Annotated in this window: 16 protein-coding genes; all 16 read left to right on the top strand. The window is 40.8% G+C overall.

Annotation, left to right across the window (positions count from 1 at the left end; genetic code table 11):
* The first annotated feature begins 80 nt into the window (after positions 1-80).
* The 16 genes from AC3II9_RS10650 (at position 81) to trmD (ending at position 14,987) form a co-directional block, all read left to right on the top strand.
* Positions 81-461, top strand: a complete 381-nt coding sequence (locus AC3II9_RS10650) for a VOC family protein (RefSeq protein WP_489155325.1) — start codon at positions 81-83, stop codon at positions 459-461.
* A 12-nt stretch (positions 462-473) separates the two neighbouring features.
* Positions 474-890 carry a VOC family protein gene (locus AC3II9_RS10645; protein ID WP_489155323.1) on the top strand — a complete coding sequence of 139 codons (417 nt, stop codon included), beginning with the start codon at positions 474-476 and terminating at the stop codon, positions 888-890.
* A gap of 361 nt (positions 891-1,251) precedes the next feature.
* Complete coding sequence (gene fapR / locus AC3II9_RS10640) at positions 1,252-1,827, top strand: transcription factor FapR (RefSeq protein ID WP_391366384.1); 576 nt, start codon at positions 1,252-1,254, stop codon at positions 1,825-1,827.
* Positions 1,824-2,807: a phosphate acyltransferase PlsX gene (gene plsX, locus AC3II9_RS10635; protein WP_489155321.1), complete on the top strand. Its 984-nt coding sequence runs from the start codon at positions 1,824-1,826 to the stop codon at positions 2,805-2,807. The genes fapR and plsX overlap by 4 nt, the downstream gene beginning before the upstream one ends.
* 26 nt (positions 2,808-2,833) lie before the next feature.
* Complete coding sequence (fabD, locus tag AC3II9_RS10630; RefSeq protein ID WP_489155319.1) at positions 2,834-3,784, top strand: ACP S-malonyltransferase; 951 nt, start codon at positions 2,834-2,836, stop codon at positions 3,782-3,784.
* Positions 3,781-4,524: a 3-oxoacyl-[acyl-carrier-protein] reductase gene (fabG, locus tag AC3II9_RS10625; RefSeq protein ID WP_489155317.1), complete on the top strand. Its 744-nt coding sequence runs from the start codon at positions 3,781-3,783 to the stop codon at positions 4,522-4,524. Before fabD ends, fabG begins: the two co-directional genes overlap by 4 nt.
* A 30-nt stretch (positions 4,525-4,554) precedes the next feature.
* On the top strand, positions 4,555-4,791 hold the full coding sequence (acpP, locus tag AC3II9_RS10620; protein ID WP_391366388.1) for an acyl carrier protein: 237 nt from the start codon (positions 4,555-4,557) through the stop codon (positions 4,789-4,791).
* 178 nt (positions 4,792-4,969) lie between these two features.
* A complete protein-coding gene (gene rnc, locus AC3II9_RS10615) occupies positions 4,970-5,731 on the top strand; it encodes a ribonuclease III (protein ID WP_489155315.1) in 762 nt (253 codons plus the stop codon).
* Between the two features lies 1 nt (position 5,732).
* Entirely contained in the window at positions 5,733-9,305 is a 3,573-nt protein-coding gene (smc, locus tag AC3II9_RS10610) for a chromosome segregation protein SMC (RefSeq protein WP_489155313.1), read from the top strand.
* A gap of 3 nt (positions 9,306-9,308) precedes the next feature.
* Positions 9,309-10,547, top strand: coding sequence for a signal recognition particle-docking protein FtsY (gene ftsY / locus AC3II9_RS10605; RefSeq protein WP_489155311.1), 1,239 nt, complete (start codon positions 9,309-9,311; stop codon positions 10,545-10,547).
* A 777-nt stretch (positions 10,548-11,324) separates the two neighbouring features.
* Positions 11,325-11,660 (top strand): putative DNA-binding protein, encoded by a 336-nt coding sequence (locus tag AC3II9_RS10600; protein WP_489155309.1) that lies wholly within the window; start codon positions 11,325-11,327, stop codon positions 11,658-11,660.
* Positions 11,661-11,672: 12 nt separating this feature from the next.
* Positions 11,673-13,031: a signal recognition particle protein gene (ffh, locus tag AC3II9_RS10595; RefSeq protein WP_391366393.1), complete on the top strand. Its 1,359-nt coding sequence runs from the start codon at positions 11,673-11,675 to the stop codon at positions 13,029-13,031.
* 91 nt (positions 13,032-13,122) lie between these two features.
* Positions 13,123-13,395, top strand: coding sequence for a 30S ribosomal protein S16 (gene rpsP / locus AC3II9_RS10590; protein ID WP_391366394.1), 273 nt, complete (start codon positions 13,123-13,125; stop codon positions 13,393-13,395).
* Positions 13,396-13,409: 14 nt separating this feature from the next.
* Positions 13,410-13,643 carry a KH domain-containing protein gene (locus AC3II9_RS10585; RefSeq protein ID WP_391366395.1) on the top strand — a complete coding sequence of 78 codons (234 nt, stop codon included), beginning with the start codon at positions 13,410-13,412 and terminating at the stop codon, positions 13,641-13,643.
* Between the two features lie 91 nt (positions 13,644-13,734).
* Positions 13,735-14,253 (top strand): ribosome maturation factor RimM, encoded by a 519-nt coding sequence (gene rimM, locus AC3II9_RS10580; protein WP_489155307.1) that lies wholly within the window; start codon positions 13,735-13,737, stop codon positions 14,251-14,253.
* A gap of 2 nt (positions 14,254-14,255) precedes the next feature.
* A complete protein-coding gene (trmD, locus tag AC3II9_RS10575) occupies positions 14,256-14,987 on the top strand; it encodes a tRNA (guanosine(37)-N1)-methyltransferase TrmD (protein WP_489155369.1) in 732 nt (243 codons plus the stop codon).
* Positions 14,988-15,040 lie beyond the last annotated feature (53 nt).

The following is a 15,040-nucleotide window of genomic DNA, read 5'->3' as shown; positions in this document are numbered from 1 at the left end:
TAGGAATATAAGCAACATATGTTTTTTCTTGCAAATTTCAAATAAATACCGTACACTTGTTCGTATGAGGGGGGAGACATATGAAATCAATTCATCCGTTTTTAATGTTTAAAGGCGGTGCCTCAGAAGTAATCGATACATATGCATCGTGGTTTACTGATTTTGAAGTTATATCTAAGCAATTGATTCCACAAACAGAATTCATTGCATTGGCAGAAATCTGTATACATGGTCAAAAAATTTTGCTAAATGATACACAACAGCAGCATGCATTTGATTTTACACCATCTTTTTCGTTTTTCATTGAATGTGAGTCCGAACAAGAAGTTCATGCATTAGCAGAAAAGATGAAGGATGGTGGGCAAGCTTTAATGCCGCTTGGGCAATATGGGTTTTCAACGTTGTTTGGCTGGTATCAAGACCGTTTTGGTGTATCGTGGCAAATAAATTTTAATAACTAAGGAGAGGGAATGATGGCAATTCATCCGTATTTTGTATTTGATGGAGAAGCAAAAGAAGCAGTAGCATATTATGCAGAGGCTTTTGGGGTGAAGGATTACCAACTCATGACATTCGGTGAGGCACCACAACATCCGGATCATCCAATTCCACAAGAAGCTAAGGGCCGTGTTATGCACGCCATGTTACAATTACCAACAGCAAAATTAATGTTTTCTGATACTTTCCCAGGGCAGGAGCAAGTGAAGAAAGGCAATCAAATAACGCTAGCGTATGTTTTAGATGATGAACAGGAACTACGCCGTGTGTTTAACTTTTTTGCGCAAGAGGGTAAAGTGATGATGCCGCTTCAAGAAACATTTTGGAGCAAATGTTACGGTAGTGTAACCGACCGCTTCGGTATTGAATGGCAAATCAGTTATGAAGGATGATTGGATAAGACCTCTAAGATTCGATACTAAAATCTATTCTTGATAACAGAAGAATTGTTGTAAAAGCACATGGAGTGAAGGGCGGCGACTCCTGCGGGATAAGCTTGAGCGGAAAGCCCCGCAGGAACGTAGTGACGAGGAGATTGAAGCCAAGCCCGCGGAAAGCGTCCCCCCGTAACGGAATGTGCGGTCAAGTACATATTTTGGTAAAAATCTCTTTTTAGTGAATAATCTTTCAATCGTATGCAAATTATACTTTTTTACGGGCGCAATAACAAAAAGTTGTTGCGTTCTTTTTTCACTTTATGTATATTGGTGTTAGTACCAAGTGCTAATACTTAATAAGAAGGTGACGAAGGTTATGAAACGTACAAAAAAAGAACGCCAACAATTGCTAACAGAAACAATTGCAGATAATCCATTCGTCACTGATGAACAGTTAGCACAGCAATTTGGTGTAAGTGTTCAAACGATTCGATTGGACCGCATGGAATTGTCTATTCCTGAATTGCGTGAACGTATTAAAGACGTAGCAGCAAGAAATTATGAAAATGAAATTAAATCGCTCCCATTAGACGAAGTAATTGGAGAAATTATTGATATTGAATTAGATAAACGTGCTTTTTCTATTTTTGATGTAGGAGAGGAGCATGTGTTTCAACGAAATGGTATTGCACGAGGGCATCATTTATTTGCGCAAGCAAACTCTCTAGCAGTAGCTGTTATTAACGATGAATTAGCGTTAACAGTAAAATCCAACGTTGCTTTCGTTAAGCCTGTCAAAGCAGGTGACAGAGTCATAACGAAAGCGGTCGTGCGCACGCAACAATCAGAGAAAAATCGAACAATTGTTGATGTCACGTCGACAGTCAATAATGAAGTTGTGTTCATAGGAGAATTTGAGATGTATCGCACGAAAGGTGGAAACGAAACATGAAATTAGCAGTAGATGGTATGGGTGGCGATAATGCTCCACAAGCAATTATAGAAGGTGTTATGCAAGCACTCGAGGATTTTACAGATATCGAAATTTTATTGTACGGTCGTCAAGAGGCGATGACACCTTATTTAAAGGAACATCCGCGCTTAACAGTTATTCACTGTGAAGAAGTGGTAGAAGCAGACGATGATCCAGCACGCGCCGTTCGTCGGAAAAAAGATTCGTCTATGGCACGCATGCTCGAAGCAGTAGCAGACGGAACAGCGGATGCTTGTCTTTCGGCAGGTAATACGGGTGCATTGATGGCAGGCGGATTGTTTAAAGTAGGAAGAATTGAGGGAGTAGGACGCCCAGCACTTGCGACAACATTACCGACAATTGATGGCAAAGGCTTCCTTATGCTAGACCTTGGGGCAAATGCGGATGCTAAGCCAGAGAATTTGTTACAATATGCCATTATGGGTGATATTTACGCGAAAAAAGTCCGCGGTTATCATGCGCCTCGCGTGGGTTTATTAAATATTGGTACTGAAGAAAAAAAGGGTAATGAGCTGACAAAAGCAACCTTTGATTTACTGAAAGAAGCGAATATGAATTTTGAAGGCAACGTGGAGGCGCGTGAGCTATTAAATGGCGTAGCGGATGTTGTTGTAACAGATGGCTTTACAGGAAATATGGTGTTAAAGACAATCGAAGGTACAGCAGGTACACTATTTGCGATGTTAAAAGGCGCATTTACTTCTTCAACAAAAGCAAAAATTGGCGCTGTGTTAGCTAAAAATGGCTTAAAAGATTTAAAGACAAAGATGGATTATACAGAATACGGTGGGGCTGCGTTGTTCGGTCTAAAAGCACCAGTTATTAAAGCGCATGGTTCATCCAATGCGAGGGCGATTTACAGTGCCATTAAACAAGCGCGTACAATGGTTGAACATGATGTATGTGCGACAATTCAAGCAACGATTACGGTAGAGTAATCACATTTGGCAAAGGGGAATTAAACATGACAAAAATAGCTTTTATTTTTCCGGGACAAGGCTCACAACAAGTAGGTATGGGGGCAGAGCTTGTCGCAGTAAATGAAAATAGTAAGGCGTTTTATACTCAAGCAGATGCTGTACTTGGTTTTTCATTATCAAAATTGATGTTTGAAGGGCCGCAAGAGGAGCTTACTTTAACGTATAACGCGCAGCCGGCATTACTAACAACGGGTGTCATGATTGCTCGTCAATTAATGGATGCTGGGATTAAACCGGATTATACAGCCGGTCATTCTTTAGGAGAATATAGTGCATTTGTTGCGTCAAATGTATTGACGTTTGAAGAGGCCGTACAAGTTGTTCATAAACGTGGCTTATATATGGACGAAGCAGTGCCTGCGGGTGAGGGGGCAATGGCTGCTATTTTAGGGATGGAATCGACTGAATTACAACAAGTTTGTGAAGATGTAAGTGCAACAGGCGAAGTCGCACAACTTGCTAATTTGAATTGTCCGGGGCAAATCGTTATTTCTGGTACGAAAGCAGGGATTGAACAAGCTTGTGCGCTAGCGAAAGAACGTGGCGCCAAACGAGCAATTCCGCTAACGGTTAGTGGACCGTTCCATAGTACATTGATGCAACCAGCAGCGGAAAAATTGGCTGATGCCATTGAGCAAGTCGATTTTAAAGTGCCTTCTATCCCTGTTGTAAGTAATGTTACATCGACGCTGCTTGAAGATGTACAGGCGATTAAACAGGAAATGATTGATCAAGTATCAAGTCCTGTACAATGGGAGCAAAATGTACGCACATTAATGGATTTAGGTGTAACCGTATTTATTGAATGTGGTCCAGGAAAAGTACTATCAGGGCTTGTGAAAAAAATTGACCGAGGCGCAACAGTATACGGTGTCTATGATGAAGCAACAATGGCACAAGTGATTGAAGCGTCGAAAGGGTGGAACACACAATGAGTTTAACAGGTAAAACGGCAGTGGTAACAGGTGGTTCGCGTGGTATTGGTCGCGCGATTTGTATCGAGCTTGCGAAACAAGGCGCAAACGTTGTTGTGAATTTTAGCGGTAGTGAAGAAAAAGCGAAAGCGGTTGTTTCAGAAGTAGAAGCGCTTGGTGTAAAAGCAATGGCTGTACAAGCAAATGTAGCAGATAGCGATGCGGTAGAGGCTATGATGAAACAGGCGGTAGAAACGTTTGGTTCACTTGATATTTTAGTAAACAATGCAGGCATTACACGTGATAATTTACTAATGCGTATGAAAGAACAAGAATGGGATGACGTTATTGATACGAATTTGAAAGGTGTATTCCTTTGTACAAAGGCTGTCACACGTCAAATGATGAAACAACGTGCAGGTCGCATTATTAACATTTCATCCATTGTTGGTGTCGCAGGTAACCCAGGGCAAGCGAATTACGTGGCGGCGAAAGCAGGTGTCATCGGTTTAACAAAAACATGTGCACAAGAGTTAGCAAGTCGCAACATTTTAGTGAATGCTATTGCACCGGGCTTTATTACAACAGAAATGACAGATAGTTTACCAGAAGAGTTAAAGGAATCAATGTTAAAGCAAATTCCGTTAGCGAAATTAGGACAACCAGAAGATATTGCAAAAGCGGTTGTATTTTTTGCATCCGAAAATGCGAATTATATTACAGGGCAGACATTACATATTGATGGCGGCCTAGTGATGTAACAACCGATTCATTGAGGGGAGGTGACTGATTTGGCTACAGTAATAGAGCGTGTAACGAAAGTAATTATCGACCGTTTAGGTGTTGATGAAAGCGAAGTAAAACCAGAAGCTTCATTCCGTGAAGATTTAGGTGCAGACTCATTAGATGTTGTAGAGCTTGTTATGGAACTTGAAGATGAGTTCGATATGGAAATTTCTGATGAAGATGCAGAAAAAATCGCAACAGTTGGGGATGCAATCACTTACATCGAAAACAAACAGAACTAATTATAAAGAGACACATAAATGCGGGAAATCGTGTTTATGTGTCTCTTTTTACTCATAATTTTCGTGAATGTGCAAAAAACCAAGGATAAACAGCGCATTTTATGAGAATCCCTTTGCGCAAAAGGTTTTAACGATGTAAACTAAACGATAGAAACTGAGTAGGAAGGCAGATTTGTCCATGACGATAAGAAAAAAAGGGAATCATCAGAAAGCTGGTATATTGCCAGAAAAAGTTCGCACTCATTTTGAACAGTTGCAGCAAGAGTTGAACGTAGTATTTAGCAACAAAAACTTATTATATCAAGCATTTACACATTCATCCTATGTGAATGAACATCGTCGCAAGCTATTTACGGACAATGAACGACTTGAGTTTCTAGGAGATGCTGTATTAGAGCTATCGGTGTCGAAATTTTTATTCGAAAAATATCCACAAATGAGTGAGGGTGAGCTAACAAAGCTACGTGCGTCTATTGTTTGCGAGCCGTCATTAGTTATTTTTGCAAATGAATTAAAATTTGGACAATATGTATTACTTGGAAAAGGTGAAGAACTGACAGGTGGTCGAGAGCGCCCAGCATTACTAGCAGACGTATTTGAATCATTTGTCGGTGCACTTTATTTAGATCAAGGGCTTGAAACGGTCGTCGCATTCCTAGAGAAAATTGTGTTCCCGAAAGTAGAAAACGGTGCTTTTTCGCATGTGATGGATTTCAAAAGCCAACTACAGGAAATGGTACAACAATCGAATAATGGGCTATTACATTATGAGATTGTCGATGAAAAAGGTCCAGCACATAATCGGACATTTGTCTCGCGTGTGCTATTAAATGATGAAGAGCTCGGTATTGGGCGAGGGAAGTCTAAGAAAGAGGCTGAGCAACAAGCGGCGCAAAGTGCGATGCAAAGGCTAAGACAGCAGGCACAAAAGGAGGAGTAACATGTTCTTAAAACGACTTGAAGTAGTTGGCTTCAAATCTTTTGCGGAGCGTATTGGTATTGATTTCGTCCCCGGTGTTACGGCTGTTGTAGGTCCGAATGGTAGTGGGAAAAGTAATGTAACAGATGCAATTCGTTGGGTTTTAGGTGAACAATCGGCAAAATCATTGCGTGGTTCAAAAATGGAAGATGTTATTTTTGCTGGCAGTGAGTCTCGCAAACCACTCAATTTTGCGGAAGTAGCGCTAATTTTAGATAATACAGATGAACGAATCCCGATACCTTACACGGAAATTAGTGTGACAAGACGTGTGTATCGTTCAGGTGATAGTGAGTATCTACTCAACAATCAACATTGTCGCCTGAAGGATATTACGGACTTGTTTATGGATTCAGGACTGGGCAAAGAGGCGTTTTCAATTATTTCCCAAGGCCGTGTAGACTCTATTTTAAATAGCCGTCCGGATGATCGACGCCTTATTTTTGAAGAAGCAGCAGGTGTTTTAAAATATAAACAACGCAAGAAAAAAGCCGAGCTCAAGCTTACTGAAACAGAAGAAAATTTACATCGTGTCTTAGATATTTTACATGAACTCGATAATCGTTTAGAGCCGCTTCAAATCCAAGCTTCTGCTGCTAAAGATTATGTCCGTATGAAGTCAGAGCTGAAAGATTTTGATATTTCGCTTATTGTCCACGACTTAACGGCATGTGAAGCACAATTAAAAGCGTTACAAGATGAATTGGCTGACCTTGAAGCAAATGAACTACTACATGCGGGTGAAATGACAATGCTTGAAAAAAGTTTGCGCCAAGTACGAGCAGAGTTAAAAACGCTTGACAGTCATTTAGATACGTCCCAAGAAAATTTAGTAGAAGCAACGGCTGAGGTGGAACGTTGGGATGGACGAAAAGCGCTTATGCATGAAAAGCGTTCGAATGCGGAAAAGCACTTGAAACAATTAGAAGCGCAGCTCGTCGTATCACAGCAGGAAGCAAAGAAGCAAGCATTAAACAAATCAGAGAAAATGGTGCTATTTGCAGAAAAACAAAAAGAGGTTGGGTCACTCCGCCAAGCAATTAAACAGTTAGAGCAGGCATTAACACGGTCAGCTTCTGAAATCGAAGAGGAAATCGACGTATATAAACATCAATATATCGATTTATTAAATGAAGAAGCCACGATTAAAAATGAATTAAAGCATATCAATCAGCAATTACAACAACAACAAGAAACAGCTGAACGTATGACGGATCGCTCAGTGGAAATGCAAAAAGAGTTAACACGTGTCATGGCTGAAAAAGAAGTAATTGCTGAGCGATTAGTGAATCTTCAACAACAGTTAAAAGACAAGCTTGCGTTACATGAAGAGATGCAAGGTTCGTTACAGCAGCTAACAGTTCAACTGGATGAGAAGCAAGATTTACTGTATAAAGCGTATCAGCATCAGCAACAGTTAAAAGCGCGTCGTGAAACACTAGAAGAATTGGAAGCGGATTTCTCGGGCTTCTTCCAAGGTGTAAAAGAAGTACTGCTAGCACGAGATAGAGGAGAGCTGTTAGGGATTGAAGGTGCTGTGGCGGAACTTGTTCAAGTCACAGGACAATATTCGCAAGCCATTGAAACAGCACTGGGCGCAGCGAGTCAACATATTGTGACGCAAAACGAACAATATGCACAGCAAGCAATTAATTGGTTAAAACAAAAACGTGCAGGGCGAGCTACTTTTTTACCGAAAAACGTTATGAAATCACGCCGCCTAAGCGATGCACACATTTCTGCTGTATCCAGTCATCCAGCCTTTGTCAATATGGCGTATAATCTTGTGACTTTTGATGAATCGAATCGTTCGATTGTTGAAAATTTACTTGGGAATGTACTGGTTGCTTCACATTTAGAAGGTGCTAGCCAAATGGCGCGATTACTTGGCTTTAAGTATCGTGTCGTGACACTTGATGGTGATATTGTAAATGCAGGTGGTTCATTAACGGGTGGATCAGTCAAACAGCAAACATCCTTATTTACACGGAAGGCGGAGCTTGATACATTATCCGCAAAAATTGCTGAAATGGAGCATTCCATTCAATTGGCTGAGCGTACAGTAACTGTTGAAAAAGAAAAGGTAGCAAATTTACGCCAAGATTTAGAAGAAGTACGTTTACTTGTAGAAGAGTTACGGGCACAGGAACAGAAGCATAACACAACTTTATTTGAGCTAGATATGCAAGAAAAGAACTTAACTACGAGTGTTACACTTGCTACAAGTGAGCAAACGTCTATGGTCACACGTGGGCAAACGCTTGCTGAACAAAAAGCACAAGCAGAGGTACGTCTTGCTGAATTAGCAACAGAGCTTACTGAAATTAATGAATTAGTAGAGCAATTAACATTGGCAAAAGCGCAAGGTGATACGCAAAAGGATGTACTCCGTGATGAAATAGGAGAAAAGCGCTCGCAACTTGCCGTAGCACAAGAACAGCTTTCACAAGTTCAGATTGCAATCGCGGATATGGATCTGCAAATGGCCAAAACAAATGAAACAATCGAAAAGATTTCCCAGGAAATCGAGTGGTTCCATTCAGATGCTGACGCCAATGGTCCTACAATGGAGGAAATTGAGCAAGCAATCATCGATTGGGGAGCAAAACGTGAATCGTTACTTACAATGATTACGGAAAAGAAAGAACAAAAGGACGAATTACAACGCAAGCTTTCTGTTATCGAAGAAGATTTAAAAGAGAAGCAACGTATCCATAAAAGCTTTATGGAAGCGATTAATACGTTATCGATTAAACGAAGTCGACTACAATATGAGCAAGGGAACTTCAGCGCGCAGCTCAAAGAAAACTATGAACTTGATTTTGAGGCGGCGAAGGTACTGGCAGAAGCAATTGATGATGTCGCGCAAGTCCGCCGAAAAGTCAAATTACTAAAGCAATCGATTGAGGAGTTAGGCCCTGTTAACTTAACCGCAATCGATGAATTTGAACGTGTGCAGGAGCGGCATGCCTTTTTATCTGAGCAACGCAGTGATTTATTAGCAGCGAAAGAAACGCTGCATGAAGCCATTAAAGAAATGGATGCAGAAATGACTGCTCGCTTTAATGAAACATTTACAAATGTAAAAGCACAATTTAAAGCGGTGTTCCGTGAATTATTTGGAGGCGGTCAGGCAGATTTAGTCTTAGTTGACCCTGACAATTTACTAGAAACGGGCATTGAGATTGTTGCGCAACCACCTGGGAAGAAATTGCAAAGTTTGAGTTTACTATCAGGGGGAGAACGCGCTTTAACAGCAATCGCCTTATTATTTGCGATTTTAAATACACGTCCAGTACCGTTCTGTATTTTAGACGAAGTAGAGGCAGCACTGGATGAATCCAATGTCATTCGGTATAGTCAATATTTAAAGAAATTTAGTAAAGAAACACAATTCATCGTCATTACACATCGTAAAGGGACGATGGAAGGTGCAGATGTTTTATATGGCATTACAATGCAAGAATCAGGTGTATCGAAGCTTGTTTCGGTGAAACTTGAAGAGGAAGAAGTGCCAGTAGGTGAAGGAGTGTAGGGAATGAGCTTTTTTAAACGTTTAAAAGAAAAGTTAATCGGTTCATCAGAAGAAGAAAAGGTAAAAGATGAACTTGCTGAGCAGGAAGAAGCTAAGCAGGATGATTTAGCCGATGTAGAAGAAACAATACTACAGGAGGATACGAAAGTAGAAGAGCCTGTAATAGTTGAAGAGGTGGAGCAGCCAACTGTAGAAGTAGAAGTAGAAGTAGAAGTAGAAGAGCTGTCGCAAGTAGCGGAACCGGTTGCAGAAGTAACTGAAGAACAGAAAAAACCTTCCGCTTGGTCTATTACACAAAAGTTTAAAGCCGGTTTAGCGAAAACACGTGACTCATTTACATCAAAAGTAAACGATCTTGTGGCGCGTTACCGCAAAGTGGATGAAGACTTCTTCGAGGAACTGGAAGACGTATTGTTACAAGCGGACGTTGGCTTTGAAACGGTCATGGAGTTAATGGACAAGTTGCGTTTTGAAGTACAACGTAAAAATATTAAAGATACAGAAGGCATTCAAACGATTATTTCAGAAAAGCTTGTGGAAATTTATGAGGCGGGCGAAGAAAATTTAACTGAATTAAATGTACAACCAAACGGGGAACTCACGGTTATTTTATTCGTTGGGGTGAATGGTGTTGGTAAAACGACAACCATTGGTAAGCTCGCACACCGCCTAAAATCAGAAGGTAAAACAGTTATGCTAGCAGCAGGTGATACATTCCGTGCAGGTGCAATCGATCAGCTTCAAGTATGGGGCGACCGAGTAGGGTGTGAAGTGATTAAGCAATCAGAAGGGTCAGATCCGGCAGCGGTCATGTACGATGCGATTCGCGCGGCGAAAAATCGCAATGCGGATGTGTTAATTTGTGATACAGCAGGACGATTACAAAATAAAGTCAACCTAATGAACGAGCTTGAAAAAGTACACCGTGTCATTTCACGTGAAGTACCAAATGCACCACACGAAGTATTATTAGCACTTGATGCTACAACAGGTCAAAATGCATTAGTACAGGCGCAAATGTTCAAAGAGGCAACGAACGTAACCGGTATTGTCTTAACGAAGCTAGACGGCACAGCAAAAGGTGGTATCGTTCTTGCGATTCGTAATAAATTACACATTCCGGTGAAATTTGTCGGTCTCGGGGAGAAAATGGACGACCTACAACCATTTGATGCAGAACGCTATGTATACGGTTTATTTGCAGAAGGCTTAGAAAAAGAACTAGAAAAAATAGAAGACTAATCAAAAGTGGCTCAGAAATAATTCTGGGTCACTTTTTTCATTTACTACTATTAATGAACAAATGCTGAAACATATATTACCATTGTGTTAAACGTTGATTTCCGCTCCATTCGGCTCGCTTTCCACGGGCATGGCTTCAGCCTCCTCGTCGCTCGTACCTCGCTCCTGCGGGGTCTTCAGCTCATGCTTTTCCCGTAGGAGTCTCGCCGATTCCGCTTCAATCAACGGGCAAGTCATTTTTGATCACGTTTTTCTAAAAAAATGCTTCTATAAAGGAAATATCTTGTTAATCAATACACTTGGTGGAATACAATAATCAGCTGCTAAAAATAAAGAAAGATTCTTACTTTATTACGATAGAGGCTGTGCAATTATACTTGCAAATAGAAAGAAATTGATTTCTTTTAGAGAAGAGGAATGTTTTTCTAGCATATCGAGAAGTATTCACTTTTGCCGTAGCGCGCCATAGCCACAGGAGCCAAGATTTTCTTTGCGACGAAAGCGGAGCGTCAGGAGCAGGAACAGGAGATTCAAACAGGCCACGCCTGTTTTAGCTCCTGTGTAGGCTGTGGCAAAGCGCGGAGGCTACGATTACGCTTTTATGTAATATCTTTTACTATTTACCTGGTATTTTTGCTCATTACGAGTATAAACCAAGTGTGTAGCCACAAAATCAATTTGCAAAAATTCTACTATAATCTGCAAGTAAATTCCCTTGACACTTCCCCTTGAAAAGCTATATGATACAGTAGAATAAATATGAATGGAGAGATGAAAATGCTACTTGAAAAGACAACACGCATGAACTTTCTCTTCGACTTTTATCAAGCGTTATTAACAGAAAAGCAGCGCAGTTATATGGAGCTTTATTACTTAGATGATCATTCACTCGGTGAAATTGCGGAATCGTATGAAATATCTCGCCAAGCGGTGTATGATAATATTCGCCGTACAGAAGCTATGCTTGAGGAATATGAAGATAAATTACGCTTATTAGAAAAATTTCAGCAACGCCAGCGTATGTTACAGCAGCTGACGGTAGCCGTTCAAGACGATGATGCGACGTTAGAAGCGCGTCTTGCGTTAATTGAACAACTGAAGGAATCGGATTAGGAGGCGAACAATTTGGCATTTGAAGGTTTAGCAGAGCGACTCCAAGGAACCATTCAAAAAATTAAAGGTAAAGGGAAAGTAACTGAACAAGACGTAAAAGAAATGATGCGTGAAGTACGGTTTGCTTTAATTGAGGCCGATGTTAACTTAAAAGTCGTAAAAGAATTCGTCAAAAAAGTAAGTGAACGTGCAGTTGGTATCGATGTGATGAAATCGTTAACACCAGGTCAACAAGTCATTAAAATCGTACAAGATGAGCTGACAGCCTTAATGGGTGGAGAACAAAGCCCGATTAAATTTAATAATCGACCACCGACAGTCATTATGATGGTCGGCTTACAAGGTGCTGGTAAAACGACAACAACAGGGAAGCTAGCGAACGTATTACGTAGAAAATACAATAAAAAGCCGCTGTTAGTAGCTGCTGACGTATATCGTCCAGCGGCTGTAAACCAGCTTCAAACACTTGGGAAGCAGCTTTCTATTCCTGTATTTGCTCTTGGAACAGATATTTCGCCAGTCGAAATTGCACGTCAAGCCATTGAGCATGCAAAGGAAGAACATCACGATGTAGTTATCATCGATACAGCAGGTCGTTTACACATTGATGAGGCACTCATGCAAGAGTTAAAAGATATTCGTGCATTAAAAGAGCCCGACGAAGTATTCCTTGTTGTCGATGCGATGACAGGTCAAGATGCGGTAAATGTAGCACAAAGCTTCAATGAGGCAGTCGGTATTACGGGCGTTGTGTTGACGAAACTTGACGGTGATACACGTGGTGGTGCTGCATTATCGATCCGTTCGGTAACGGAGAAGCCAATTAAATTCGTCGGTATGGGAGAGAAAATGGACGCGCTGGAGCCGTTCCACCCAGAACGTATGGCCTCTCGTATTCTTGGGATGGGTGATGTGCTTTCATTAATCGAAAAAGCACAAGCGCAAGTGGACATGGACAAAGCGAAAGAGCTAGAAGAAAAGTTCATGACACAAACATTTACGTTTGATGACTTTGTCGAGCAACTACAAGCTGTGAAAAAGATGGGACCTTTAGATGAGTTGTTAAAAATGCTCCCGGGCGCAAACAAAATTAAAGGTTTAGATAATGTTAAAGTAGATGAAAAGCAAATGGGGCGCATTGAGGCCATTATTTACTCGATGACGCCTGCTGAAAAAACAAATCCTGATTTGATTAATGCAAGTCGTAAAAAGCGTATTGCAAATGGTTCAGGTACGACGATTCAAGAAGTAAACCGCTTATTAAAGCAGTTTGAAGAAATGAAAAAAATGATGAAACAAATGACAGGTATGGCACAAGGCAAAGGCAAGAAAAAGATGAAATTACCTGGTTTTGATTCATTGTTTAAATAAAAATTTAGGTGTTAAGAAAAAACACTTTACAAACTCAAGAGACATTGCTAATATAATATCTTGTGTGAAACTTATTCGGAGGTGCTTATAAATGGCAGTTAAAATTCGCTTAAAACGTATGGGAGCTAAAAAATCTCCTTTCTATCGTATCGTAGTAGCTGATGCTCGTTCACCACGTGACGGTCGTCAAATCGAAACAGTAGGTACTTACAACCCACTTACAGTTCCTGCTACAGTACAAATCGATGAAGAGAAAGCTCTTAAATGGTTAGCTGATGGTGCAAAACCATCTGATACTGTTCGTAACCTGTTCTCAGAACAAGGTATCATGGAGAAATTCCATAACCAAAAATTCAGTAAATAATCGGAGGTATCTGTATGCAACAGCTGATTGAAGCAATCGTGAAACCGTTAGTCGATTATCCCGATGATGTTCGTATTGAGACGGACGAAAATGATAATCGAATTGTTTATAAGCTTTTTGTTCATCCAGAGGATCGAGGGAAAGTCATAGGCAAGCAAGGTCGTGTCGCAAAAGCGATTCGCACAATTGTTTACTCAGCATCGAGCGGATACCATAAGAAAAAGACTTACGTCGATATATTGGATTAAAAAAAGGATATTCCGAAGCGAATATCCGCACAATAAAAAGAGGAGGAGGCGCGTATGCTTTCTTCTCTTTTTCTATACAAGAGGTGATATGATGGAATGGTTTAACGTAGGACGTATTGTAAATACGCATGGCATTCGCGGTGAAGTGCGTGTATTATCTTCAACCGATTTTGAGGAAGTACGATTTGCACCAGGTAGTAAACTAGCGGTCTTTAAAAAGGATGAAAAGCGTCCCATTTGGGTAACGGTAGCAAGTGCACGTCGTCATAAAAACTTTATTTTATTAACGTTTGAAGGCTTCAATAACATTAATTTAGTGGAGCCTTTTAAAGAAGGGCTTTTAAAAGTGACGATGGACCAACTAGAAGAAGATGAGCTAGCAGAAAATGAATATTATCATTTTGAAATTATGGACTGCGAAGTGTACTCAGAAGAGGGCGAACTCATCGGTGTTGTCACAGATATTTTACAAACAGGTGCTAATGATGTATGGGAGATTAAAGCAAAAGGCGGCAAAAAGCATTACATCCCGTATATTGAAGATGTTGTAAAAGAGATTGATGTAGAAGAGAAAAAAATCATTATTCATGTAATGGAAGGCTTACTATAATGATGAAAATTCACGTATTAAGCTTATTTCCGGAAATGTTTGAAGGCGTTTTCGGTGCATCCATTTTAAAGAAGGCGCAGGAAAAAGGGGCAGTTGACTTAGCGGTAACGGATATTCGTGAGTTTAGTGGCAATAAGCATAAGCAAGTGGACGATTACCCGTACGGTGGTGGTGCAGGGATGGTATTAAAGCCCGAACCGATGTTTAATGCGGTTGAGACGATTACGGAAGGGCGCACACCGCGTGTTATTTTAATGTGTCCACAAGGAGAGCGCTTTACGCAGAAGAAGGCCGAGGAGCTCGCGCAAGAGGAAGACTTAGTGTTCCTATGTGGACATTACGAAGGCTATGACGAGCGCATTCGCCAGCACCTTGTGACGGATGAGATTTCGATTGGCGATTTTGTCTTAACAGGTGGAGAATTACCTGCGATGACGGTGATTGACGCGGTCGTACGCTTATTGCCGGGCGTATTAGGTCAGGCAGATTCGCATATTCAAGATTCGTTCTCGACGGGTTTACTAGAGCATCCGCATTATACACGTCCTGCGGATTTCCGTGGCATGAAGGTGCCAGATGTATTAACGAGTGGTAACCATGCAAAAATCGAAGAATGGCGCCAAGAGCAATCGTTAAAACGTACGCTTGAGCGTCGTCCGGATTTATTAGAGGCGTTACAATTAACGCCGAAGCAACTGAAGGTTTTAGAGAAATTACAGCAAGACAAAATGTAAGCAAAACTACTTGACACTCATGATACAGTGTGATAAACTTCAATTTGTGCAAA

Source organism: Lysinibacillus sp. RU7, assembly GCF_057837305.1.
This window is presented reverse-complemented; position numbering and strand designations above follow the sequence as displayed.

What these genes read in the sequence shown, in the direction of transcription:
- AC3II9_RS10645 (WP_489155323.1), top strand. Translation starts at nt 474, where the DNA reads ATGGCAATTCATCCGTATTTTGTATTTGATGGAGAAGCAAAAGAAGCA.
- plsX (WP_489155321.1), top strand. Translation starts at nt 1,824, where the DNA reads ATGAAATTAGCAGTAGATGGTATGGGTGGCGATAATGCTCCACAAGCA.
- rpsP (WP_391366394.1), top strand. Translation starts at nt 13,123, where the DNA reads ATGGCAGTTAAAATTCGCTTAAAACGTATGGGAGCTAAAAAATCTCCT.
- fabD (WP_489155319.1), top strand. Translation starts at nt 2,834, where the DNA reads ATGACAAAAATAGCTTTTATTTTTCCGGGACAAGGCTCACAACAAGTA.
- AC3II9_RS10600 (WP_489155309.1), top strand. Translation starts at nt 11,325, where the DNA reads ATGCTACTTGAAAAGACAACACGCATGAACTTTCTCTTCGACTTTTAT.
- rimM (WP_489155307.1), top strand. Translation starts at nt 13,735, where the DNA reads ATGGAATGGTTTAACGTAGGACGTATTGTAAATACGCATGGCATTCGC.
- fabG (WP_489155317.1), top strand. Translation starts at nt 3,781, where the DNA reads ATGAGTTTAACAGGTAAAACGGCAGTGGTAACAGGTGGTTCGCGTGGT.
- fapR (WP_391366384.1), top strand. Translation starts at nt 1,252, where the DNA reads ATGAAACGTACAAAAAAAGAACGCCAACAATTGCTAACAGAAACAATT.
- rnc (WP_489155315.1), top strand. Translation starts at nt 4,970, where the DNA reads ATGACGATAAGAAAAAAAGGGAATCATCAGAAAGCTGGTATATTGCCA.
- AC3II9_RS10585 (WP_391366395.1), top strand. Translation starts at nt 13,410, where the DNA reads ATGCAACAGCTGATTGAAGCAATCGTGAAACCGTTAGTCGATTATCCC.
- AC3II9_RS10650 (WP_489155325.1), top strand. Translation starts at nt 81, where the DNA reads ATGAAATCAATTCATCCGTTTTTAATGTTTAAAGGCGGTGCCTCAGAA.
- trmD (WP_489155369.1), top strand. Translation starts at nt 14,256, where the DNA reads ATGAAAATTCACGTATTAAGCTTATTTCCGGAAATGTTTGAAGGCGTT.
- ftsY (WP_489155311.1), top strand. Translation starts at nt 9,309, where the DNA reads ATGAGCTTTTTTAAACGTTTAAAAGAAAAGTTAATCGGTTCATCAGAA.
- smc (WP_489155313.1), top strand. Translation starts at nt 5,733, where the DNA reads ATGTTCTTAAAACGACTTGAAGTAGTTGGCTTCAAATCTTTTGCGGAG.